Source organism: Gluconobacter cadivus (assembly GCF_015244745.1).
GTDB lineage: Bacteria > Pseudomonadota > Alphaproteobacteria > Acetobacterales > Acetobacteraceae > Gluconobacter > Gluconobacter cadivus.
Window position 1 is genome coordinate 84,447 of sequence record NZ_JABCQI010000005.1, and the last position, 22,142, is coordinate 106,588.

Consider the following 22,142-nt stretch of genomic DNA (forward strand, 5'->3'; position numbering starts at 1 on the left):
GGATCAATTTGCAAGGGGACGCCCGTTGAGAATGACCGGACCAGGAAGAGCCCCAAGGGGGTGTCTGATCGCATGAATGCTATTGTCGTTACCGCGCTGAAGCGGCCTTATACTTTCGTTGTCCTGTCGATCATGATCCTGATCTTCGGGGTTCGGGCTATCGTTTCGACGCCGACGGACGTGTTTCCTTCGATCAAGATCCCGATCGTGGCTGTCATCTGGTCCTATACGGGCCTGATGCCCGAGGACATGTCGGGGCGTATCGTCTATTATTACGAACGCTCCTTAACGGCGACCGTCAGCAATATCGAACATATCGAAAGCTCGTCCTATTATGGACGTGGCATCGTGAAGGTCTTCTTCCAGCCGGGAACCAATACGGCGGTTGCGCAGACGCAGATTACGTCGGTGTCCCAGACGGTCATCAAACAGTTGCCGAATGGTTCGACCCCACCGCTGATTCTGGCAATGGATGCGTCGTCCGTTCCGGTTCTGACGTTGCAGGTCAACAATCCGACCATGTCCGGGTCGGAAATCTACAACATGGCGTCCAACCTGATCCGGCCGGAACTGATTTCCGTGCCCGGGGCCGCGATCCCTAATCCCTATGGCGGTCTGGCTCCGGACATCATGGTGGATATCGACCCGATCAAGCTGCTGGCGCATCGCTTGTCCCCGGAAGACGTGGCGACGGCGCTGAACCTGCAGAATATCGTTCTTCCGGCAGGCGATCAGCGGATTGGCCAGCTTGACTGGATGGTGAAAACGAACTCGACGCCCCTTGATCTGGAGGTCTTCAACAAGATGCCGATCAAGCAGGTCGGCAATTCCGTGATCTATCTGCGCGACGTTGCGTGGGTGCATCGGGGAGGGCCACCGCAGATCAATGCGGTCCTTGTGAAAGGCCAGCAGGCGGTGCTGATCGTCGTTCTCAAGAGCGGTGACGCCTCCACGCTTTCCGTTGTGAGCGGCATCAAGAAACTCCTGCCACAGGTCGAGGCAACGCTGCCGGCCGGAACGACGGTGAATGTCCTGACCGATGCTTCAAGCTTCGTGAAGGAATCGGTTGTGGACGTGGTGCGTGAAATGATCACGGCCGCAATCCTGACCAGCCTGACGGTTCTGCTGTTTCTCGGCTCGTGGCGCTCAACCATCATCGTGGCGACGTCCATCCCGCTGGCAATGCTGTGTTCGATCATCGGGCTGAGCATAGCGGGGCAGTCCATCAACGTTATGACGCTGGGCGGTCTGGCCCTGGCGGTTGGTATTCTCGTCGATGACGCGACAGTCATGATCGAAAACATCGACGCGCATCTCGAAACCGGGAAAGATCTTGAGGACGCCATCATTGATGCCGCCAACCAGATCGTCATCCCGACTTTCGTATCCACGACCTGTATCTGCATCGTGTGGCTGCCGCTGTTCGAACTGACCGGAATTTCAGGCTGGCTGTTCATGCCGATGGCTGAGGCCATCATCTTTGCCATGATCGCCTCCTTCATCTTGTCTCGGACGCTGGTGCCAACCATGGCGAACTGGATGCTGGCGGCTCAGGTGCGGATGCATCGTGACCCCGAGTGGCACAACCGCAAGCCCGGCTTTTTCGGGCGGTTCCAGCGGGGATTTGAGGCGCGGTTCACGAGTTTCCGCGAGCATTACAAGGTCATTCTTGAAAACCTGATTGCGATCCGCGGACGCTTCGTCCTGCTGTTCCTGCTGGCGGCCGTGTCGTCCATGGCGCTGATTCTCTTCATCGGTCAGGACTTCTTCCCTGAGATCAAGTCCGGAACGATGCAGATGCACATGCGTGCGCCGGTCGGTACCCGGCTTGAAGAAACGGGTAAGATCGCAGGGCTGGCTGAGCGTCGCATCCGGAGTCTGTTGCCGGGGCAGGTGGTCAATGTCGTCAATAACTGTGGCCTGCCGTTCAGTCAGTTGAATCAGGCCATGATCCCGTCTCCGACCGTGGGATCACAGGACTGCGACATCACTATCCAGCTTCGTAATTCCGAAAGCCCGATCCCCGAATACCGTCGTAAGCTCCGTAAAGGTCTGACGAACGATTTCCCAGGCACGGTGTTTACGTTCCAGCCGGGCGATCTGACGGCCAAGATTCTGAATTTCGGTCTGCCATCTCCGATTGACGTGCAGATCGTGGGTCGTGATCTGAGCGGGAACTTCAAGTTCGCGACACAGATTGCCCAGAAACTGCGGCATATTCCTGGAATTGCCGATGTTTCCATTCAGGAACCGATGACGCAGCCGACCATTCTGGTGAACAACCGCCGCAGCTTCGCGCTGGGGACGGGGATTACCGAGCGGGACGTGGCGCTGAATGCTCTTGTCACGCTGTCCGGTAGCGGACAGGTTGGCCAGACCTATTATCTGAACGCGCAAGGAACGTCGCAGCTTATCGATGTACAGACGCCGGCAAACTATCTCCAGACCATGAACGATCTGGAAATCCTCCCGATCGACAAGGGAGACGGCAACCCGACCAACCAGACGCCGCAGCTTCTGGGAGGGCTGAGTGCTCTGGTCCAGACCGGGACGCCTTCAGAGGTCGCGCATTACAACATCATGCCCGTGTTCGACATCTATGCCGCGCCGGAGGACATGGATCTGGGAACTGTCTCAAGAGCCGTGAACCGGGTCGTGGATGAAGAGCGCAAGCTCCTGCCTCATGGCTCGACCATGGTGGTCCGTGGACAGGCCGTGACGATGAACGATGCGTATGTCCAGCTTGTGGGTGGTCTCGCCCTGTCGATCGTGCTGGTTTACCTGATCATTGTCGTGAATTTTCAGTCCTGGCTTGATCCGTTCGTCATCATCTCTGCGCTTCCCGGCGCTCTGGGTGGCATTGCATGGAGCCTCTTCCTGACACACACCCCGATGTCGGTTCCAGCATTGACGGGAGCGATCATGTGCATGGGAACGGCCACGGCCAATGCCATTCTCGTGGTTGCCTTTGCCCGTGAGCGGATGGAGGAGCACGGCGATGCTGTTCTTGCTGCTCTGGAGGCGGGATATGAGCGTATCCGGCCTGTCCTGATGACGGCGATGGCCATGATCATCGGTATGATCCCGATGTCCATCAGCAATTCTGATAATGCCCCGCTGGGCAAGGCAGTGATTGGTGGCCTGCTGGTCGCGACCGTTGCCACCCTGCTTTTTGTTCCCTGTGTTTTTGCCCTTATGCACTACAAGCGGCCTGCTGGGCCTGAAGGAGACCGCGCGTGAGCCATTCTACGGATCAGGGGCACGTGCCTCCGACAAACCATCCGGTCCGCACGGGTTCAGGCGCGCGCGGCAAACTCATCCTGCTGGTGGTGATCCTGCTGGCGATTGCTCTGGCGGCCTGGGGGATCGTGCAGCGGGGAACGCATTATCATGCCCTGCGCGGCGCGACCGAAGAAGCCGCCATCCCGCCCGTTACGCTGATTACGCCGCAGCCGGGACCGAAGACGCGGCAGGTCGATCTGCCAGCCAATCTTGCCGCATGGTACGAGGCGCCGATTTACGCGCAGGTCTCGGGCTATGTGAAGATGTGGTACAAGGACTATGGCGCGCATGTGAAGCGCGGGGACGTTCTGGCGGAAATCAGCACACCCAGCATCGACGCCCAGTTCGAGGCTGCCAAAGCGCATTACAACGTCATTCTGGCGCGCTATAATCTGGCCGTCATTACCACACAGCGCTGGACGGCGCTGAAAGGAACGCAGGCTGTTTCGCGTCAGGAAGTGGACGTGCAGGCTGCCAATGCTGCTGCCCAGAAAGCCGAGCTTGAAGCCGCACGTCATGACGTGGACCGTTTTCAGGCACTTGAGGACTTCAAAAAGATCGTCGCACCCTTTGACGGCATCGTTACGTCCCGTCTGGTGAATGTGGGCGATTATGTGAATGCGGGCGGTGGTAACGTCAATTCCCGCGGTGCGGCATCCGAACTGTTCTCGGTCGCCGACGTGCACCGGATGCGTGTGTTCGTCTCAGTGCCGCAGGATTTTGCGAGTGTGATTTCGCCAAAGATCGAAGCTGAACTGACGGTGCCGCAGTATCCGGGCAGCCGTTTTAAGGCGACGTTCCTCGCAACCGCCAATGCCTTCAATGCCGCGACCCGCACAGTGACGACCGAGCTGACGCTGGATAACGATGATAATTTGCTGTGGCCGAATTCCTATGCGACAGCGCATATCTCGGCTCCCGGAAACCCGAATATCCTGATTCTGCCGGAAGGCTCGATCATCTATCGGGCTGAAGGGACGCAGGTGGCAAAAGTCATCAACAACCATGCGCATCTGGTGAACGTCACCGTGGGCATCAATTTCGGGACGACAGTTCAGGTGCTCAGCGGTATTACAAAAGACGACCGCGTGGTTGCCAACCCTACGGCTGATCTGCTGGAAGGGGACGAAGTCAGGATCGTCCCGACCACACCGGGATACAACACGCCAGGCAAGGCGGTGCAGGATGCGGATCAGCAGCCTGTCCGCCAGCATGACGCAAACCCCGAAGAGGCCGGATCGCGCTGATGAAACCGGAAAGTTCCCAGTCATCCCCCACCCAGACGAATGTGACGGGCCGTAATCGTTCGATCTGGCGGATCACGACAGCGCTGGCCGGCGTTCTGTCGATCGGGCTTGCGTCCTGTGATCTGTCCCCCGACTATCATCCCCAGAAATTCCTTTATCCTGAAGGATGGGAAGGGAAGGGGCTGATGGTCAACGCGCAGCCTGCGGATGGTGTCGTCCGGAGTGACTGGTGGACCATGTTCAACGATCCCATTCTCAATGGGCTTGAACAGCGTATGCTGGCCGTCAACCCAGACCTGCAGGCGGAGGCAGAGGCGTTCACGCAGGCCCGCGATGTTGCTCGTGAGACGGAAAGTCGCCTGTACCCGCAGGTGACTGGCTCCGCGCATATGAGTGACAACAAAGGCTCAATCGGGAGGCTGTACAACAATCCGGCTCGCAGCAGCAGCCTCGTTTATGAATCCAATCAGGCTTACAGCGGCGCTGCGACGTGGGAGCCGGATTTCTGGAATTCCATTCGCAACACGACGCGAATGCAGAAAAACCTCGCTCAGGCTTCAGCCGGACAATATGCGCTGGCACGACTGAGTCTCGAAGCAGAACTGGCATCAGATTACGTCGCCCTGCGCGGCCTTGATGCCCAGAACGCGGTCTATGATGATTCCATCCGCTACTTCCGTGCGGCCGTTGAGATCACGGAACTGCGTCAGGCCGGGTCGATCGGCGCGGGTCTGGACGTCTCGCGTGCAGAAACCCAGCTCTATTCAGCGCAGGCCGCAAAAAGCAATCTGATTGCCCGACGCAATGTCATGGAACACGCAATCGCCGTTCTGTTGAACACGGCCCCGGCAGGATTTCACATCGCGCCCGTCAAGGACGTGAAGATGCATTTCGGGGCTGTGAAGATCAACGCCGGGCTGCCCGCATCCCTGCTGGAACGTCGCCCTGACATCGCGATTGCCGAACGCCAGATGGCGGCGTCCGCCCGGGCGATCGGTGTCTCGCGTGCTGCCTTTTATCCGCACATTACTTTCAGCGCGGAGGGCGGATTCGAGGATGGTGGCTTCGATCTGGCCAGTATTTCCCGCGCCTTCTGGAAAATTGCCGTGCAGGCGGTCGAGCCGGCCTTTACGGGTGGCCTGAGGCGTGCGGCATTGCAGCGGTCCTGGTCGCAGTACCGCGGGATGGTGGACAATTACCGTTCCGTTGTTCTGGCTGCGTTTCAGGACGTCGAGGACGGTCTGACGCAGACCCGGCAGTTCAAGACCGCTCAGGACCAGCAGCAGAAAGCCGTGGAAGCTGCGCTGCGGACGCAGAACATGACGATGGCGCTCTATACAGGCGGGCTATCCAACTATCTTGACGCACTTGTGGCGCAGCAGGATGCGCTTCAGGCGCGTCTGGCGGAAGTCGAGGTGCAGACGGCGCAGGTGCAGTCTTCCGTGCGGCTGGTGCGCGCTCTGGGCGGTGGCTGGAGTGCCAGCGATTTGCCGGGCATCAAGCAGATCGATCCATTTGGTCCGCTTCAGTATAAGGATCTGCGGACTCCGAAGCCGGTCAGCGGCATCGACAACCATGCGTCGCCTCTGGACAATGATCTGCGGGGTGATCAGTCGTCGGTCAGTGTTTCGCAAGGCTTGACGGGACAGCCCTAACTGGTCTAGGGGTCCGCCTCACTTCGAACGCGGGAGGAGGCGGCATGGCCGACTCCGTTGAACCGCGGTTCGGGAACGACAAACAGGGGAGTCCCGGATATGGCCAAAAAAATCGTTGGCTACATCAAGCTTCAGATCCCGGCTGGTAAAGCCAATCCTTCTCCGCCGGTTGGTCCGGCTCTGGGTCAGCGCGGCCTGAACATCATGCAGTTCTGCAAGGAGTTCAACGCCAAGACCCAGCAGCTCGAGCCCGGCATGCCGATCCCGGTGGTTATCACCGCCTATGCGGATCGCACGTTCTCCTTCGTGACGAAAACGCCGCCGAACACGTACTTCCTGCTGAAGGCCGCCAAGATTTCCAAGGGCAGCCAGACGGTCGGCAAGTCCGCTGCAGTGGGTTCCGTGACGACAACTCAGCTCCGCGAAATCGCAGCAGAGAAGTTCAAGGACATGAACGCCAACGACATTGATGGCGCCGTGCGTATGCTCGCCGGTTCCGCCAAGTCGATGGGCCTGAACGTGGTGGAGGGCTGATTTCATGGCCAAGAACAAGCGTCTGAACGCCGCGCAGGCAACTGTCGAGCGTAACAAGCCGTACGGTCTGACCGAGGCTGTGGCTCTGGTGAAGAGCAATGCCAAGGCAAAGTTCGACGAGACGATCGAAATCTCGCTGAACCTCGGCATCGACCCGCGTCACGCCGATCAGATGGTCCGTGGTCTGATCTCCCTGCCGAACGGCACGGGCAAGACCCTGCGCGTTGGCGTGTTCGCCCGTGGCCCGAAGGCTGAAGAAGCTCTCGCCGCTGGTGCGGAAGTCGTTGGTGCGGAAGATCTGGCTGAAAAAATCCAGGCTGGCGAAATCCACTTCGACCGCTGCATTGCAACGCCGGACATGATGGCTCTCGTGGGGCGTCTGGGTAAGATCCTCGGACCGCGTGGTCTGATGCCGAACCCGCGTCTCGGTACGGTGACCATGGACGTTAAGGGTGCCATCACGGCAGCCAAGTCCGGTCAGGTTGAATACCGCGCCGAGAAGGCCGGTATCATCCATGCAGGTGTTGGCAAGGCGTCTTTCGACGAAGCCAAGCTGGTTGAGAACATCAACGCTCTGGTCGATGCCGTTCAGAAGGCTCGTCCGACGGGTGCCAAGGGCACATATCTGAAGAAGGCAGCTCTGTCTTCCACGATGGGTCCGGGCGTTCGCGTTGACGTTTCGAGCTTCGAAGCCTGATTGACAGGAGGTCTTCCTTCTGGGAAAGACCTCCACGAAATGACGTCACGCTTTCGGGTGTGATGGCTGAGGGGCGGCCTGTTCGCGGGTCGTTTCCAAACCTGTCCAAGACCGCACGTGGGCCTTCTGGTCCTTAAGGATTTTTCGAAATCGCGGGCGTCAGACGGGGCGACAGTATTTCAGTGGCTCTGCTGCGATGTGCTGGGTTCGCTCACTTCTGTGGACAGGCGAGCGGAGAAGGTTCGAAAGAGCCAACTCCATGGGTAACCTGGTCCGGCGCAAGTCGGACTGACGAGGAGACAGGTTTTGGACCGTACGGAAAAACGGGCCTTTGTTGAGTTCCTCGCCGATGTGTTTGGCAGCACGTCCATGGTTGTCGTCACCCAGAACAAGGGTCTGACGGTTGCCGATGTGACGGAACTGCGTCGACGCATTCGTGCGGCAGGAGCGACATACAAGGTTGCGAAGAACCGGCTGGCCAGCCGCGCTCTGGATGGGACCCAATTCGACGGCATCGCGCCGCTGCTCAAGGGGCCGACCGCGCTTGCGTGGTCCGAGGACCCGGCATCGGTGGCGAAGGTGATCGTCGAGTTCGCCAAGACGAATGACAAACTGGTGGTGCTTGGTGGCGCCCTGGGTTCCCAGACGCTTGGCGTCGACGGAGTCAAGGCCCTCGCCGAGCTGCCGTCGCTGGACGAGCTGCGTGCGAAGCTGGTGGGTATGATCAATACCCCCGCAACGCGTATCGCAGGCGTTGTCCAGGCGCCGGCTGGCCAGCTTGCTCGTGTTCTTGGTGCCTATGCCAAGGCCGGCGAAGCAGAAGCCGCCTGAGAATGATGGTCTGCGCTGCGGCGTAGGCCTGAACCTGATCAACAGTACATCTATTTAGGATAAGACCATGGCCGATCTGGCAAAGATTGTTGAAGAGCTGTCCGCTCTGACCGTTCTGGAAGCTGCAGAACTCTCCAAGCTGCTCGAAGAGAAGTGGGGCGTTTCCGCTGCTGCTCCGGTTGCAGTTGCTGCTGCTGCTGGCGGCGCTGCTGCTGCACCTGCTGAAGAGCAGACCGAATTCACGGTTGTCCTGGCTGACGCCGGCGACAAGAAGATCAACGTGATTAAGGAAGTCCGTGGCATCACGGGCCTCGGTCTGAAGGAAGCCAAGGACCTGGTCGAAGGCGCACCGAAGACCGTCAAGGAAGGCGCGTCCAAGGACGAAGCTGCCAAGATCAAGAAGGCTCTTGAAGACGCCGGTGCCAAGGTCGAAGTCAAGTAATCTACTGATTTCGGGTTGCGGCGTTCGCGTCGCAGCCACTGCCTGGCAGACAGATGGGGCGGGGATCGCATGCGGTTCCCGCCCGATTTGCCGTTGGAGCGGAAGAGGCGTATAGTGCGCGGCTCGCCACGTACTGAAAATTTCATAATGGCCGGTCGTTCCGGTCGTCCGCAATGCAGGAGCCAGTTCTCCAGCGCAGTTTACGGGCGACTCGAAGGTCTGGTGCAGAGGGCAGAAGAGATGAACGCGATCACCAAATCGTTCACGGGACGCAAAAGGATCCGCAAAAGTTTCGGGCGTATTCCCGAAATTGCGCCGATGCCCAATTTGATCGACGTGCAGCGCGCCTCCTATGAGGCATTCCTGCAGATGAACGTAAGCCCTGACAGTCGGCAGGATGCCGGCCTTCAGGAAGTCTTCCGTTCGGTGTTTCCGATCAACGATTTCGCGGGTCGCGGCCGTCTGGACTTCATGTCCTACGAATTCGAAGATCCGAAATATGATGTTGAAGAGTGCATTCAGCGTGGTCTGACCTATGCAGCGCCGCTGAAGGTCATTCTCCGTCTGACGACGTGGGACATCGACGAGGACACTGGTTCGCGCTCGATCCACGACATGAAGGAACAGCCGGTTTACATGGGCGACATGCCGCTCATGACCGATAACGGCACCTTCATCATCAATGGCACCGAGCGTGTCATTGTCTCCCAGATGCATCGTAGCCCGGGTGTGTTTTTCGATCACGATAAGGGCAAGACGCATTCTTCGGGTAAGTATCTCTTTGCCGCCCGTGTCATTCCTTATCGTGGTTCCTGGCTCGACTTCGAATTCGATGCCAAGGATCTGATCTATGTCCGTATCGACCGTAAGCGCAAACTGCCGGTCACGACGCTTCTTTATGCGCTTGAAGGTGCAAATTACCTCGCGCAGCGTGAGCAGAAGATCGTCGAAGGCGGTGATGTCGAAGGTCTCGATATCCGTGGAATGGATCAGGATGAAATCCTGTCCTATTTCTACCAGACCGTTCCTTTCACCCGTCTGGGTGGCGAGTGGGCTCGTCCGTTTGATCCCGATGCTTTCCGCGGCCTGAAGCTGCTCAGCCCGCTGGTCGATGCCGATACGGGTGAGGTGGTTGCCGAAGCCGATGCCAAGCTGACCGCGCGCATGGTTCGCAAGATCGCCGAGAAGACCCGCGTTGTGCAGGTTGGTCGTCTCGATATTCTTGGCCGTTTCCTTGCCTATGATCTCGTGAACGAGAATACAGGCGAGATTTACGGTGAAGCAGGCGAAGAGCTGACGGAAGACCGTCTGGCGGCGCTTGAAGAGATGGGCATTACGGAGCTTCCGCTCCTGTCCGTTGATGGTTCGCACGGCCCCTGGATCCGCAACACGCTGTCTGCTGACAAGAACAGCTGCCGTGATGAAGCCCTGATCGATATCTATCGTATCATGCGCCCCGGTGAGCCGCCGACCAAGGAAACGGCTGAAGCCATGTTCCGTGGACTGTTCTTCGATCAGGGCCGCTACGATCTCTCCGCGGTCGGCCGTGTGAAGATGAACATGCGTCTTGATGTCGATGCGCCCGACACCCTGCGTGTCCTGCGCAAGGAAGACATTCTGCGCACGATCAAGATCATGTGCGAACTGAAGGATGGCCGCGGCCAGATCGACGATATCGACAACCTCGGCAACCGTCGTGTCCGCTCTGTCGGCGAGCTGATGGAAAACCAGTATCGCGTCGGTCTGCTCCGCATGGAGCGTGCCATTCGCGAGCGCATGGGGTCTGTCGATATTGATACGGTCATGCCGCATGATCTTATCAACGCGAAGCCCGCTGCTGCTGCCGTGCGTGAGTTCTTCGGCTCTTCTCAGCTCAGCCAGTTCATGGATCAGACGAACCCGCTTTCCGAAGTGACGCACAAGCGTCGTCTTTCGGCGCTTGGCCCGGGCGGTCTGACCCGTGAGCGCGCAGGCTTCGAAGTCCGTGACGTTCACCCGACGCATTACGGCCGTATCTGCCCGATCGAGACGCCGGAAGGCCCGAACATCGGTCTGATCAACTCCCTGTCGACCTATGCCAAGGTGAACAAGTACGGCTTCATCGAGACGCCGTATCGTCTGGTAGAAGAAGGCGTTCTTCAGGATGGCTGGAAATATCTTTCCGCCATGGAAGAAGAGAAGCTCGTTGTCGCCCAGGCCGATGCCAAGCAGGACGATCAGGGTCGTCTGACGGACGAACTGGTTTCTGTTCGCCGCTCGGGTGACTTCCGCGTCGTTCCGCCGGAGCAGGTTACAGCGTGTGACGTTTCGCCGAAGCAGCTTGTGTCTGTTGCTGCAGCGCTCATTCCGTTCCTTGAGAACGATGACGCCAACCGTGCACTGATGGGCGCGAACATGCAGCGTCAGGCTGTGCCGCTGGTGAAGGCTGACGCCCCCCTGGTCGGTACTGGTATGGAAGCTGCGGTTGCACACGATTCTGGTGCGACCATCGTTGCCAAGCGTCGCGGTGTGATCGACCAGATCGACGGTGCCCGTATCGTTGTTCGTGCCACGGACGAAGCAGGTGCCACGCAGGGTGTCGATATCTATCGTCTGCGCAAGTACATGCGTTCCAACCAGTCCACCTGCATCAACCAGCGCCCGCTGGTGAAGGTTGGTGATACGGTTCATGCTGGCGACATCATTGCTGATGGTCCGTCCACCGAGCTTGGTGAACTGGCGCTGGGTCGTAATGTGCTCGTCGCGTTCATGCCCTGGAATGGTTACAACTTCGAAGATTCCATTCTGATCTCCGAGCGTATCGCCCGTGATGACGTCTTCACTTCGATCCATATCGAAGAATTCGAAGTCATGGCCCGTGATACGAAGCTGGGTCAGGAAGAAATCACGCGCGACATTCCGAATGTCGGCGAGGAAGCCCTGCGCAACCTCGACGAGGCCGGTATTGTGTATGTCGGCGCGGAAGTGAATCCGGGTGACATTCTCGTTGGAAAGGTGACGCCGAAGGGTGAAAGCCCGATGACGCCGGAAGAAAAGCTTCTGCGCGCCATCTTCGGTGAAAAGGCTTCCGATGTTCGTGACACGTCCCTGAAGCTGCCGCCCGGTACGACCGGCACGATCGTTGACGTTCGTGTCTTCTCCCGCCGTGGCGTGGACAAGGACGAGCGCGCCATGGCGATCGAGCGTGCCGAGATCGAGCGTCTCACGAAGGATCGTGATGACGAACGCGGCATTCAGGAGCGCAGCTTCTATAACCGTCTCCGTGAGCGTCTGGTGGGCCAGACGGCTGGTGCCGGCTTCAAGGGCCTCCGTTCGGGCACGCCGATCACGGAAGAGGTTCTGGACGAGCATCATCGCGCGACCTGGGCCAGCATTACGGTTACATCCGACGACGTCATGGCGGAGCTTGAAAAGCTTCGTGGTGAGTTCAAGGAAGCGACCCGCCGGATCGATGCGCGTTTCGACAGCAAGGTCGAGAAGCTGCAGCGCGGTGACGAGCTGCCGCCTGGTGTGATGAAAATGGTCAAGGTCTTCGTTGCCGTGAAGCGCAAGCTTCAGCCGGGTGACAAGATGGCCGGTCGTCACGGTAACAAGGGTGTGGTCTCCCGCGTTGTTCCCGTCGAAGACATGCCCTTCCTTGAGAATGGTCAGGCCGTTGACATCGTTCTGAACCCGCTGGGTGTGCCGTCGCGCATGAACATCGGTCAGATCCTTGAAACCCATCTGGGCTGGGCCTGTGCCAATATCGGTGCAAGCATCGGTGATATGGTTGATGAGTATCAGCGTACTGGTGAGCGCAAGCAGGAGCTGCTCGACCGTCTGCGTGAGGTTTATGGCGATGCGGTCTATAATGACGACATCACGACCTTGCCGAACGAACAGCTGATCGAACTTGCGAACAATCTTCGCAAAGGTCTTCCGATCGCCACGCCGGTGTTTGATGGCGCTTCCATTCCCGACATCGAAGAGATGCTCGAGAAGGCAGGTGTCAACAAGTCCGGACAGTCGCAGTTGATTGATGGTCGTACGGGTGAGCTGTTCGAACGTCAGACAACGGTCGGCTATATCTACATGCTGAAGCTGCATCACCTTGTCGACGACAAGATCCATGCCCGTTCGATCGGTCCTTACTCGCTTGTTACGCAGCAGCCGCTGGGTGGTAAGGCGCAGTTCGGTGGTCAGCGCTTTGGTGAAATGGAAGTGTGGGCCCTTGAAGCATATGGTGCAGCCTACACGCTGCAGGAAATGCTGACGGTGAAGTCGGATGACGTATCCGGCCGTACCAAGGTCTACGAGGCAATCGTTCGCGAACAGGACGATTTCGAAGCCGGTATTCCGGAGAGCTTCAACGTTCTGATCAAGGAACTGAAGTCGCTCGGCCTGAATGTCGAACTCGAGCAGAGCGGGCTTTAATTGCCCGCTCCCTCCTTCTCGCTACGGTTCATTTTTAAAGTGTCCGCGGTACGCCGCGGGACACATTGGGGTTTCGGCGCATGAACGAACTCATGAAGATTCTGGGTCAGACCGGCCAATCGGTGACCTTCGACCAGATCAAGATCCAGCTCGCATCCAGCGAGCAGGTGCGCTCTTGGTCTTACGGCGAAATCAAGAAGCCGGAGACCATTAACTACCGGACGTTCAAGCCCGAGCGTGACGGCCTGTTCTGTGCGCGTATCTTTGGCCCGATCAAGGATTACGAGTGCCTTTGCGGCAAGTACAAGCGGATGAAGTTCCGCGGTATTGTCTGCGAAAAATGCGGCGTTGAAGTTACGCTGGCCAAGGTGCGTCGCGAGCGCATGGGCCATATCGAGCTGGCATCGCCTGTCGCACATATCTGGTTCCTGAAGTCGCTGCCGAGCCGTATCGCGACCATGCTGGATCTGCCGCTCAAGGACGTCGAGCCGGTTCTGTATTTCGAGAAGTTCCTAATTCTCGATAAGGGCGTCTGTGAATCCGATCAGATCGACTCTTATAAGAACGGCAAGAAGCGCGACCAGTATCTGCTGGACGAAATCCGCTGCGAAGACCTGCTGGATGAATATCCCGATGCAGGCATTGACGTCGGAATCGGTGCGGAAGCCATCAAGCGCGCGCTCTCCAGCTACGACTGGGGTATTCCGAACGATCAGGAACGCGACCTGAGTCTTGCGGCAAAGGAGAAGGGCCTTCCGGATCCGTTCGACTATGATGCTGAAGTCATGGAAGGCGATTCCGAAAAGACCATGATGCGCAAAAAGTTGCGCAAGGCCACTTCGGAAGCTGCCCGTAAAAAGCTCGTCAAGCGCCTGAAGCTGGTCGAAGCCTTCGTGGAAAGCGGTTCGCGTCCGGACTGGATGATCATGGACATCGTGCCGGTCATTCCGCCGGAACTGCGTCCGCTGGTGCCGCTCGATGGTGGCCGTTTCGCAACGTCCGATCTGAACGATCTGTACCGTCGCGTCATCAACCGTAACAACCGTCTGAAGCGGCTGATCGAACTGCGTGCGCCGGACATCATTGTCCGCAATGAAAAGCGCATGCTGCAGGAAGCTGTCGACGCCCTGTTCGATAACGGACGGCGTGGCCGCGCCATCACGGGTGCCAACAAGCGTCCGCTGAAGTCGCTGTCCGACATGCTGAAGGGCAAGCAGGGACGTTTCCGTCAGAACCTGCTCGGAAAGCGCGTCGATTATTCCGGTCGTTCGGTTATCGTGGTCGGCCCGGAACTGAAGCTGCATCAGTGTGGTCTTCCGAAGAAGATGGCGCTCGAACTCTTCAAGCCGTTCATCTATTCGAAGCTTGAGAAGTATGGTCACGCCACCACCATTAAGGCTGCAAAGCGCATGGTGGAAAAAGAGCGCCCGGAAGTCTGGGATATCCTCGAAGAAGTGATCCGCGAGCATCCGGTCATGCTGAACCGTGCGCCGACGCTTCATCGTCTGGGTATTCAGGCGTTCGAGCCGACGCTGATCGAAGGCAAGGCCATCCAGCTTCATCCGCTGGTCTGCACTGCGTTCAACGCCGACTTCGACGGCGATCAGATGGCCGTTCATGTGCCGCTGTCGCTTGAAGCTCAGCTTGAAGCTCGCGTCCTGATGATGTCCACGAACAACATCCTTAGCCCCGCGAACGGCAAGCCGATCATCGTGCCGTCTCAGGATATCGTTCTGGGCCTGTATTACCTGAGCCTTGAGGTTCCGGAATACCGCGAGACGCCGGATGATGCCGTCATCAAGGATGGTAAGGTCGTCACGGCTGCTCCGCCGGCTTATTCGGATGTTGCCGAAATCGAAAGCGCCATGCTTTCCGGCTCGCTCAAGCTGCATGACAAGATCCGTCTGCGTCTGGCGACGATTGATGCCGACGGCAAGTCAGTCCGTCAGACGATCGTCACGACGCCGGGTCGTGCGCTGATCGCGCAGATTCTGCCGAAGCATCAGGCCATCCCGTTCAGCCTGATCAACAAGCAGCTGACGAAGAAGAACGTGTCCGACGTGATCGACACGGTCTATCGTCACTGTGGTCAGAAGGAAGCGGTGATTTTCTGCGACCGCCTGATGGGGCTTGGTTTCCGTCACGCTGCTCGCGCCGGTATTTCCTTCGGCAAGGATGACATGATCATTCCGGATGCCAAGGCAACGCTGGTCGGCAAGACGTCGGAAGAAGTCAAGGAGTTCGAACAGCAGTATCAGGACGGTCTGATCACGGCTGGCGAGCGCTACAACAAGGTGGTCGATGCCTGGTCACGCTGCACGGACGAAGTCCAGGCTGCGATGCTCAAGGAGATCTCCAAGCAGGTCATTGGCAAGCCGACGAACTCGGTCTGGATGATGAGCCACTCCGGTGCCCGTGGGTCGCCGGCCCAGATGAAGCAGCTCGCCGGTATGCGCGGCCTGATGGTGAAGCCTTCGGGCGAGATTATCGAGCAGCCGATTATCGCGAACTTCAAAGAAGGTCTCTCGGTTCTCGATTACTTCACGTCCAGCCACGGTGCCCGTAAGGGTCTTGCGGATACGGCGCTGAAGACGGCGAACTCGGGTTACCTGACCCGTCGTCTGGTTGACGTGGCACAGGACTGCATCATCGTCGAGCCGGATTGCGGTACGGAACGCGGTCTGACGGTTCGCGCCGTCATGGATAGCGGCGAAGTCGTGTCTTCCCTGTCCGAACGTATTCTGGGTCGTACCCTGTCCAAGGATGTACTGCATCCGGTCACGCAGGATGTCATTCTGCCGCGCAACACGCTGATCGAGGAAGCTGAAGCTGAGCTCATCGAAAAGGCGGGTGTGGAAAGCGTTGATATCCGCTCCGTTCTGACCTGTGACAGCCGCGTTGGAATCTGTGGCCATTGCTATGGTCGCGATCTGGCACGTGGTACGCCGGTCAATATCGGTGAGGCTGTTGGCGTTATTGCGGCACAGTCCATCGGTGAGCCGGGTACCCAGCTGACCATGCGTACCTTCCATATTGGTGGTGCGGCAACGCGTGGCGCTGAGCAGTCGATGGTTGAAGCCTCCCGCGATGGTATCGTGACGATCAAGAACCGGAACGTCGTCGAGAACTCGCAGAAGGTTCTGGTTGTGATGTCGCGTAACTGCGAAATCCTGCTGACCGACGAGAACGGTGTGGAGCGTGCCCGCTATCGTGTACCTTACGGTGCGCGTCTGATGGTCTCTGAAGGTGAAGCGGTGACGCGGACCCAGAAGATGGCTGAGTGGGACCCGTACACCCTGCCTATCATCACCGAACAGGCGGGTACGGTCGAGTATCTCGACCTGATCGACAGCATCACGCTCGTCGAGCGTATGGATGAAGTCACGGGTCTGAGTTCGAAGGTCGTCGTTGACTACAAGCAGGCAGCAAAGGGTGTGGACCTGCGTCCGCGTCTGCAGCTCAAAGATGCTTCCGGAAACGTCGTCAAACTCGCTAACGGTAACGATGCCCGCTACTTCCTCTCTCCGGACAGTATTCTGTCGGTGGAGAACGGAGCAGAGGTCAATGCCGGTGACGTGCTGGCCCGTATTCCACGTGAAGGGTCCAAGACCCGTGACATTACGGGTGGTCTGCCGCGTGTGGCCGAACTCTTCGAGGCGCGTCGTCCGAAGGATCATGCGATCATCGCCGAAGGCGAAGGACGTATTGAATTCGGTAAGGACTACAAGTCCAAGCGTTGTGTCATCGTTAAGAACGACGACACAGGTGAGGAGACGCAGTACCTGATCCCGAAGGGTAAGCACGTTTCCGTTCAGGAAGGCGACTTTGTCCAGAAGGGTGATCCGCTGGTCGACGGTCCGCGCGTGCCGCATGACATTCTCAAAGTCATGGGTGTAGAGGCCCTGTCCGACTATCTCGTCAACGAGATCCAGGACGTCTATCGACTGCAGGGCGTGAAGATCAATGACAAGCATATCGAAGTCATTGTTCGCCAGATGCTGCAGAAGGTGGAAATCCTCGAGCCGGGTGATTCGACCTATCTGATCGGCGAGACGGTTGATCGTATCGAGTACGAGGGTGAAAACCAGCGTCTGCTTGAGAACGGGGATACACCTGCGAAGGGCATGCCGGTTCTGCAGGGCATCACAAAGGCCTCGCTGCAGACGCAGTCCTTCATCTCTGCGGCCTCCTTCCAGGAGACGACACGCGTCCTCACGGATGCGGCAACGTCGGGCAAGGTCGATACCCTCAATGGTCTCAAGGAGAACGTGATTGTCGGACGTCTGATCCCGGCAGGAACGGGCAGTGTGATGAACCGTCTGCGGGGTATCGCGGCCACTCAGGACCGTCAGCGTGTTGGTGGAACGTCGCAGGCAGCTGTCGAAGACGCAGCGGAATGAAAATGGGATCCCCGCTTTTAAAGAAGGCGGGGATCATCGCGTCCCGATTCTGGAAACTTTCAATGCAGAATCGGGCCATTTCAGCTGAACCACTTGACTTGGCGTCGAACCCTTCGTAGGTTCCGCGCCCTCGGCACATGCCTTCTCGGAAGGCTGAGAAAGCCGACGAAGTTTAAAGAATCGCATGCGGTGCCGCTAATTTCCCTTTGGGAAAAATGCCAAGGCCGCACGCTGGAGAGAGAAGGGAACAGTTCAGGCTGTTTCCTTTTCACGATGTGGAAATGGCAGGCGGTCCTACCGCATGTCGGTTGGAACAAATGTCACGACAGGAACAGCAATGTTGCTGTCTGAAATAGGACAAGGATTGGGAAGGGCGCATGCCGACCATCAACCAGTTGATCGCGAACGGCCGTGAGCCGGCCGCAAAGCGGAACAAGGTCCCCGCACTGCAGGGCTGCCCGCAGAAGCGCGGCGTTTGCACGCGTGTGTATACCGTAACGCCGAAGAAGCCGAACTCCGCTCTGCGTAAGGTCGCCAAGGTGCGTCTGACCAACGGGTATGAGGTCGTGAGCTACATTCCGGGTGAAGGTCATAACCTTCAGGAACACAGCGTTGTTCTGATCCGTGGTGGCCGCGTGAAGGATCTTCCTGGCGTCCGTTATCACATCCTGCGTGGTGTGCTTGATACACAGGGTCTCGCCAAGCGTCGTCAGCGTCGTTCGCTGTATGGCGCGAAGCGTCCGAAGTAAGAGGTATTTGGAATGAGTCGCCGTCACCGCGCTGTAAAGCGCGAGATCCTTCCCGATCCGAAGTTCGGAGACGTCGTCATTACGCGCTTCATGAATGCGCTGATGTACGATGGTAAGAAATCCACTGCCGAGGGCATCGTTTACGGTGCGCTCGAAGTCATGCGCCGTCGCGGCGGCACGACTGCAGATCCGGTGGCCATGTTCCACTCGGCTCTGGACAACGTGAAGCCTGCGGTTGAAGTCCGTTCGCGTCGCGTCGGTGGCGCAACCTATCAGGTTCCGGTTGAAGTCCGCGCCGAGCGTCGTCAGGCCCTCGCGATCCGCTGGCTGATCGACGCCTCCCGCAAGCGTGGCGAGAACACGATGCAGGAGCGTCTGTCCAACGAACTGATGGATGCGGTCAACAATCGTGGCTCCGCTGTCAAGAAGCGCGAAGACACGCACCGCATGGCTGAAGCCAACAAGGCATTCAGCCACTATCGCTGGTAATCAGAACCGGTTAAAGGGCTTCCGGCAGTGTCACGATCTTGGGATCGTACACTGACCGGTTTGAACTTTCAGTCTTACTCCCGTTCCAGGTGGAGCGGGGTTTTGGAGAAAGACGATGGCAAAGGCTAAATTTGAGCGGACGAAGCCGCACTGCAACATCGGCACCATCGGTCACGTCGATCACGGCAAGACCTCGCTGACTGCTGCAATCACCAAGGTGCTGGCAAAGTCCGGTGGCGCAACGTTCAGCGCCTACGACCAGATCGACAAGGCTCCTGAAGAGCGTGCTCGTGGCATCACCATTTCCACGGCTCACGTTGAGTACGAGACGGCTAACCGTCACTATGCTCACGTCGACTGCCCGGGTCATGCTGACTACGTGAAGAACATGATCACGGGTGCTGCTCAGATGGACGGCGCGATTCTCGTCGTTTCCGCTGCTGACGGTCCGATGCCCCAGACGCGTGAGCACATCCTGCTCGCTCGTCAGGTCGGTGTTCCGGCTCTGGTCGTGTTCCTGAACAAGGTTGACCAGGTTGATGATCCGGAGCTGCTCGAGCTCGTGGAAATGGAAGTTCGTGAACTTCTGTCTTCCTACCAGTTCCCGGGCGACGATATCCCCATCGTCAAGGGCTCCGCTCTTGTGACGCTGGAAGATGGCGACGCAGCAATCGGTGAAGACCGCGTTCTCGAACTGATGACGCAGGTTGACGCTTACATCCCGCAGCCGGAGCGTCCGGTTGACCGTCCGTTCCTGATGCCGATCGAAGACGTGTTCTCGATCTCGGGTCGTGGTACGGTTGTCACGGGTCGTGTTGAGCGCGGCGTTGTCAACGTGGGTGACGAAGTCGAAATCGTCGGCCTGAAGGACACCATCAAGACGACTGTTACGGGCGTTGAGATGTTCCGCAAGCTGCTCGATCGCGGTGAAGCTGGTGACAACATCGGTGCACTGGTTCGTGGCACGAAGCGTGAAGACGTCGAGCGTGGCCAGGTTCTGGCAAAGCCCGGTTCCATCACGCCGCACAAGAACTTCAAGGCTGAGGCTTATATCCTCACGAAGGAAGAGGGCGGTCGTCACACGCCGTTCTTCACGAACTATCGCCCGCAGTTCTATTTCCGTACGACCGACGTCACGGGCGTCGTGACGTTGCCGGAAGGCACGGAAATGGTCATGCCGGGTGATAACGTTGCCATGGACGTGGAGCTGATCGCTCCGATCGCCATGGACGAAGGCCTGCGCTTCGCGATCCGCGAAGGTGGCCGTACCGTGGGTGCCGGTGTGGTTTCTTCCATCACCGCCTAAAGTCCTGCGTTTAGCTGTTGGCTTTGACAGCCCCGGTCAGATTTTTTCTGACCGGGGTTCCCTTTCAGGGGCAATGGCAGTAGGACGACACCCGAATTTTTGAGTTGGACGAACAAGAACATGGACAACCAGAACATCCGCATTCGCCTTAAGGCGTACGATCATCGCGTGCTGGACAACAGCACCAAAGAGATCGTAAACACGGCGAAGCGTACGGGTGCGCGGGTTCGGGGTCCGATCCCGCTGCCGACGCATATCGAACGGTTCACGGTGAACCGCTCGCCACACGTGGATAAGAAAAGCCGCGAACAGTTCGAAATTCGGACTCACCGCCGGCTGCTCGACATCGTCGAGCCGACCCCGCAGACCGTGGACGCCCTCATGAAGCTCGACCTCGCCGCTGGCGTGGACGTCGAGATCAAACTCTAAGGTCCAGACGATGCGAACCGGATTGATTGCAAAGAAGCTGGGAATGACCCGGCTGTTTAAGGAAGATGGCACGCATGTGCCTGTGACGGTCCTTCACCTTGACAATGTCGAGGTTGTGGATGCCCGCACGAACGAGCGCGATGGCTATACCGCCATTCAACTCGGACTTGGTAATGCCAAGGTGAAGAATGTCACCAAGGCGAACCGTGGCCATTTCGCCCGGACCAAGGTCGAGCCAAAGAAGCATCTGGCAGAGTTCCGCGTCTCTGAAGACGCCCTGCTGGAAGCTGGAACCAAGCTGTCCGCTGCTCACTTCGTTGTGGGACAGAAAGTTGACGTCACGGGCCAGAGCAAGGGCAAGGGTTTTGCGGGTGTTATGAAGCGTCATAACTTCGCAGGTCTCGAAGCATCCCACGGCGTCTCCATCAGCCACCGTTCCCATGGTTCTACAGGCCAGCGCCAGGATCCTGGCAAGGTCTTCAAGGGAAAGAAGATGGCAGGTCACATGGGTGACGAGCGTGTTACCACGCTGAACCTTGAGATCGCTGCCGTGGATGAAGAGCGCAACCTGATCATGGTCAGGGGTGCAATTCCTGGTGCGAAAAACGGCCTTGTGCTGATTCGCGATGCAATCAAGAAGGCTCGCCATGCTGATGCGCCGTACCCGGCAGCAACAGTGGCAGCCGCCGGTTGAGGACGAGGGGCATGGAATACGATATCAAGACCCTCGATAATGGTAGCGCAGGCTCTGTCGCGCTTCCGGAAGAGATTTTCGCGGTCACTCCGCGCTCTGACATCATGGCACGCGTCGTGCACTGGCAGCTGGCAAAGCGCCGCGCCGGTACGCACCGTACCAAGGGCATGGGTGAGATTTCTGGCACGACCAAGAAGCCTTTCCGTCAGAAGGGCACGGGTTCTGCCCGTCAGGGCTCTCTGCGTGCGCCGCAGTTTCGTACGGGTGGCGTTGTTCATGGTCCGGTCGTTCGCGATCACGGCTATGACCTTCCCAAGAAGGTCCGTCGTCTCGGCCTGATCTGCGCCCTGTCGCAGAAGGCTGCCGAGGGCAAGCTGATCGTTCTCGACGCAGCCAACGGTGTCACCAAGACCCGTGAAGCCGCAGCGAAGATCAAGGCTTTGGGCTGGACGTCCGCACTGATCGTTGATGGCGCTGTTGACGAGCAGTTCGCTCGCGCAATCGCCAATCTGCCGAAGATCGACGTTCTGCCGACCATTGGTGCAAACGTCTATGACATCCTCAACCACGACGTGCTGGTCATCACCCGCGCCGGTCTTGAGGGTCTTAAGGAGCGTCTGGCATGACCACCAATACCGTCATGAACGCACACAAGACTGCACAGAACATGTCTCAGGAAACCCTGTATGACGTGATCCGTGCACCGCTGATCACCGAAAAGGCGACGCTTCTTTCCGAGCGTAACCAGGTGGTGTTCAAGGTCGCTCCCGGTGCGACGAAGCCTCAGATCAAGGTCGCGGTTGAGAAACTCTTCAACGTGAAGGTGACCGGCGTGAGCACGCTGGTCCAGAAGGGCAAGGTCAAGCGCGTCAAGGGTCGTCCCGGCCGTCGCTCGGACATCAAGAAGGCGTATGTACAGCTTGCTGAAGGTCAGTCCATTGACCTTACAGCCAAGCTGGGCTGACGCGGGGTAG

General features: G+C 58.3%; 16 protein-coding genes. All 16 read left to right on the forward strand.

All coding sequences use genetic code 11. The features are described from left to right. Window positions 1-72 precede the first annotated feature (72 nt). Window positions 73-3,240 (forward strand): efflux RND transporter permease subunit, encoded by a 3,168-nt coding sequence (locus HKD28_RS08565; RefSeq protein ID WP_194268027.1) that lies wholly within the window; start codon window positions 73-75, stop codon window positions 3,238-3,240. Beyond that, window positions 3,237-4,529 carry an efflux RND transporter periplasmic adaptor subunit gene (locus HKD28_RS08570; RefSeq protein WP_194262294.1) on the forward strand — a complete coding sequence of 431 codons (1,293 nt, stop codon included), beginning with the start codon at window positions 3,237-3,239 and terminating at the stop codon, window positions 4,527-4,529. The genes HKD28_RS08565 and HKD28_RS08570 overlap by 4 nt, the downstream gene beginning before the upstream one ends. Beyond that, the gene (locus tag HKD28_RS08575) at window positions 4,529-6,184 is read left to right on the forward strand and encodes an efflux transporter outer membrane subunit (RefSeq protein WP_235993381.1); all 1,656 of its coding nucleotides are present in this window, start codon (window positions 4,529-4,531) and stop codon (window positions 6,182-6,184) included. The genes HKD28_RS08570 and HKD28_RS08575 overlap by 1 nt, the downstream gene beginning before the upstream one ends. A 99-nt stretch (window positions 6,185-6,283) precedes the next feature. Further along, complete coding sequence (gene rplK / locus HKD28_RS08580; RefSeq protein ID WP_099286923.1) at window positions 6,284-6,718, forward strand: 50S ribosomal protein L11; 435 nt, start codon at window positions 6,284-6,286, stop codon at window positions 6,716-6,718. 4 nt (window positions 6,719-6,722) lie between these two features. Then, window positions 6,723-7,415 carry a 50S ribosomal protein L1 gene (gene rplA, locus HKD28_RS08585; RefSeq protein WP_194267930.1) on the forward strand — a complete coding sequence of 231 codons (693 nt, stop codon included), beginning with the start codon at window positions 6,723-6,725 and terminating at the stop codon, window positions 7,413-7,415. A gap of 306 nt (window positions 7,416-7,721) precedes the next feature. Continuing rightward, window positions 7,722-8,246 carry a 50S ribosomal protein L10 gene (gene rplJ / locus HKD28_RS08590; protein ID WP_099286922.1) on the forward strand — a complete coding sequence of 175 codons (525 nt, stop codon included), beginning with the start codon at window positions 7,722-7,724 and terminating at the stop codon, window positions 8,244-8,246. Window positions 8,247-8,313: 67 nt separating this feature from the next. Further along, window positions 8,314-8,688, forward strand: coding sequence for a 50S ribosomal protein L7/L12 (gene rplL, locus HKD28_RS08595; protein WP_099286921.1), 375 nt, complete (start codon window positions 8,314-8,316; stop codon window positions 8,686-8,688). A 240-nt stretch (window positions 8,689-8,928) separates the two neighbouring features. Next, window positions 8,929-13,101, forward strand: coding sequence for a DNA-directed RNA polymerase subunit beta (gene rpoB, locus HKD28_RS08600; RefSeq protein WP_194268029.1), 4,173 nt, complete (start codon window positions 8,929-8,931; stop codon window positions 13,099-13,101). 80 nt (window positions 13,102-13,181) lie between these two features. Continuing rightward, window positions 13,182-17,501, forward strand: coding sequence for a DNA-directed RNA polymerase subunit beta' (rpoC, locus tag HKD28_RS08605; protein WP_194267931.1), 4,320 nt, complete (start codon window positions 13,182-13,184; stop codon window positions 17,499-17,501). Between the two features lie 377 nt (window positions 17,502-17,878). Beyond that, window positions 17,879-18,250: a 30S ribosomal protein S12 gene (rpsL, locus tag HKD28_RS08610; protein WP_011251969.1), complete on the forward strand. Its 372-nt coding sequence runs from the start codon at window positions 17,879-17,881 to the stop codon at window positions 18,248-18,250. Window positions 18,251-18,262: 12 nt separating this feature from the next. Beyond that, window positions 18,263-18,739 (forward strand): 30S ribosomal protein S7, encoded by a 477-nt coding sequence (gene rpsG, locus HKD28_RS08615; protein ID WP_011251968.1) that lies wholly within the window; start codon window positions 18,263-18,265, stop codon window positions 18,737-18,739. Window positions 18,740-18,854: 115 nt separating this feature from the next. Further along, window positions 18,855-20,045 carry an elongation factor Tu gene (tuf, locus tag HKD28_RS08620; RefSeq protein ID WP_099286920.1) on the forward strand — a complete coding sequence of 397 codons (1,191 nt, stop codon included), beginning with the start codon at window positions 18,855-18,857 and terminating at the stop codon, window positions 20,043-20,045. Window positions 20,046-20,165: 120 nt separating this feature from the next. Beyond that, a complete protein-coding gene (gene rpsJ / locus HKD28_RS08625; RefSeq protein ID WP_007282720.1) occupies window positions 20,166-20,474 on the forward strand; it encodes a 30S ribosomal protein S10 in 309 nt (102 codons plus the stop codon). Window positions 20,475-20,484: 10 nt separating this feature from the next. Next, window positions 20,485-21,168 carry a 50S ribosomal protein L3 gene (rplC, locus tag HKD28_RS08630; protein ID WP_041110841.1) on the forward strand — a complete coding sequence of 228 codons (684 nt, stop codon included), beginning with the start codon at window positions 20,485-20,487 and terminating at the stop codon, window positions 21,166-21,168. 11 nt (window positions 21,169-21,179) lie between these two features. Continuing rightward, on the forward strand, window positions 21,180-21,794 hold the full coding sequence (gene rplD / locus HKD28_RS08635) for a 50S ribosomal protein L4 (protein ID WP_099286919.1): 615 nt from the start codon (window positions 21,180-21,182) through the stop codon (window positions 21,792-21,794). Between the two features lie 41 nt (window positions 21,795-21,835). Beyond that, on the forward strand, window positions 21,836-22,132 hold the full coding sequence (locus HKD28_RS08640; RefSeq protein WP_194255033.1) for a 50S ribosomal protein L23: 297 nt from the start codon (window positions 21,836-21,838) through the stop codon (window positions 22,130-22,132). The last annotated feature ends 10 nt before the right edge of the window (window positions 22,133-22,142 follow it).

Bases quoted from the DNA above. Each gene is read 5' to 3' on its own strand.
- HKD28_RS08565 (WP_194268027.1), top strand. From the start codon at position 73: ATGAATGCTATTGTCGTTACCGCGCTGAAGCGGCCTTATACTTTCGTT.
- HKD28_RS08575 (WP_235993381.1), top strand. From the start codon at position 4,529: ATGAAACCGGAAAGTTCCCAGTCATCCCCCACCCAGACGAATGTGACG.
- rplK (WP_099286923.1), top strand. From the start codon at position 6,284: ATGGCCAAAAAAATCGTTGGCTACATCAAGCTTCAGATCCCGGCTGGT.
- rplA (WP_194267930.1), top strand. From the start codon at position 6,723: ATGGCCAAGAACAAGCGTCTGAACGCCGCGCAGGCAACTGTCGAGCGT.
- rplL (WP_099286921.1), top strand. From the start codon at position 8,314: ATGGCCGATCTGGCAAAGATTGTTGAAGAGCTGTCCGCTCTGACCGTT.
- rpoB (WP_194268029.1), top strand. From the start codon at position 8,929: ATGAACGCGATCACCAAATCGTTCACGGGACGCAAAAGGATCCGCAAA.
- rpoC (WP_194267931.1), top strand. From the start codon at position 13,182: ATGAACGAACTCATGAAGATTCTGGGTCAGACCGGCCAATCGGTGACC.
- rpsL (WP_011251969.1), top strand. From the start codon at position 17,879: ATGCCGACCATCAACCAGTTGATCGCGAACGGCCGTGAGCCGGCCGCA.
- rpsG (WP_011251968.1), top strand. From the start codon at position 18,263: ATGAGTCGCCGTCACCGCGCTGTAAAGCGCGAGATCCTTCCCGATCCG.
- tuf (WP_099286920.1), top strand. From the start codon at position 18,855: ATGGCAAAGGCTAAATTTGAGCGGACGAAGCCGCACTGCAACATCGGC.
- rpsJ (WP_007282720.1), top strand. From the start codon at position 20,166: ATGGACAACCAGAACATCCGCATTCGCCTTAAGGCGTACGATCATCGC.
- rplC (WP_041110841.1), top strand. From the start codon at position 20,485: ATGCGAACCGGATTGATTGCAAAGAAGCTGGGAATGACCCGGCTGTTT.
- rplD (WP_099286919.1), top strand. From the start codon at position 21,180: ATGGAATACGATATCAAGACCCTCGATAATGGTAGCGCAGGCTCTGTC.
- HKD28_RS08640 (WP_194255033.1), top strand. From the start codon at position 21,836: ATGTCTCAGGAAACCCTGTATGACGTGATCCGTGCACCGCTGATCACC.